At 41.7% G+C, this 283-nt stretch carries 1 protein-coding gene; it reads right to left on the bottom strand.

The window, feature by feature from the left end:
- Positions 1-283 (bottom strand): hypothetical protein (locus tag SB816_RS31040; protein WP_410548120.1); only part of this gene is annotated, 283 nt, incomplete at both ends.

Below are 283 nucleotides of genomic sequence, written 5' to 3'. Positions count from 1 at the left end.
CTTGTTCACCAGTTGAGGTTCCGTTGACTAGACCACTAGCAGTACCCTGGTTAGGGAGAACGGCATTAACACCTATACCAACCGGACCTGCTTGCCCACTAGCTGAACTAACTTGTGCAGATATATAATAGTTACCACTTTCTTGAACTGTAAAAGTATCTGGAGCAGTAAAAGTAACATTATTTAAGAACTGATTCCCTACTAATGAAAAAGGATCACCATTAGCAACGGTTTGAGGAGTAGTATTAAAAGTAGAAGCAGAGGCTGTTGAAAGTGCTCCGGT

The organism is Achromobacter sp. SIMBA_011, assembly GCF_046535435.1.
GTDB classification, from domain to species: Bacteria; Pseudomonadota; Gammaproteobacteria; order Burkholderiales; family Burkholderiaceae_B; genus Achromobacter; species Achromobacter dolens.
The sequence above is the reverse complement of the archived record's forward strand: the minus strand, read 5'-3'. Positions and strand labels throughout refer to the sequence as shown.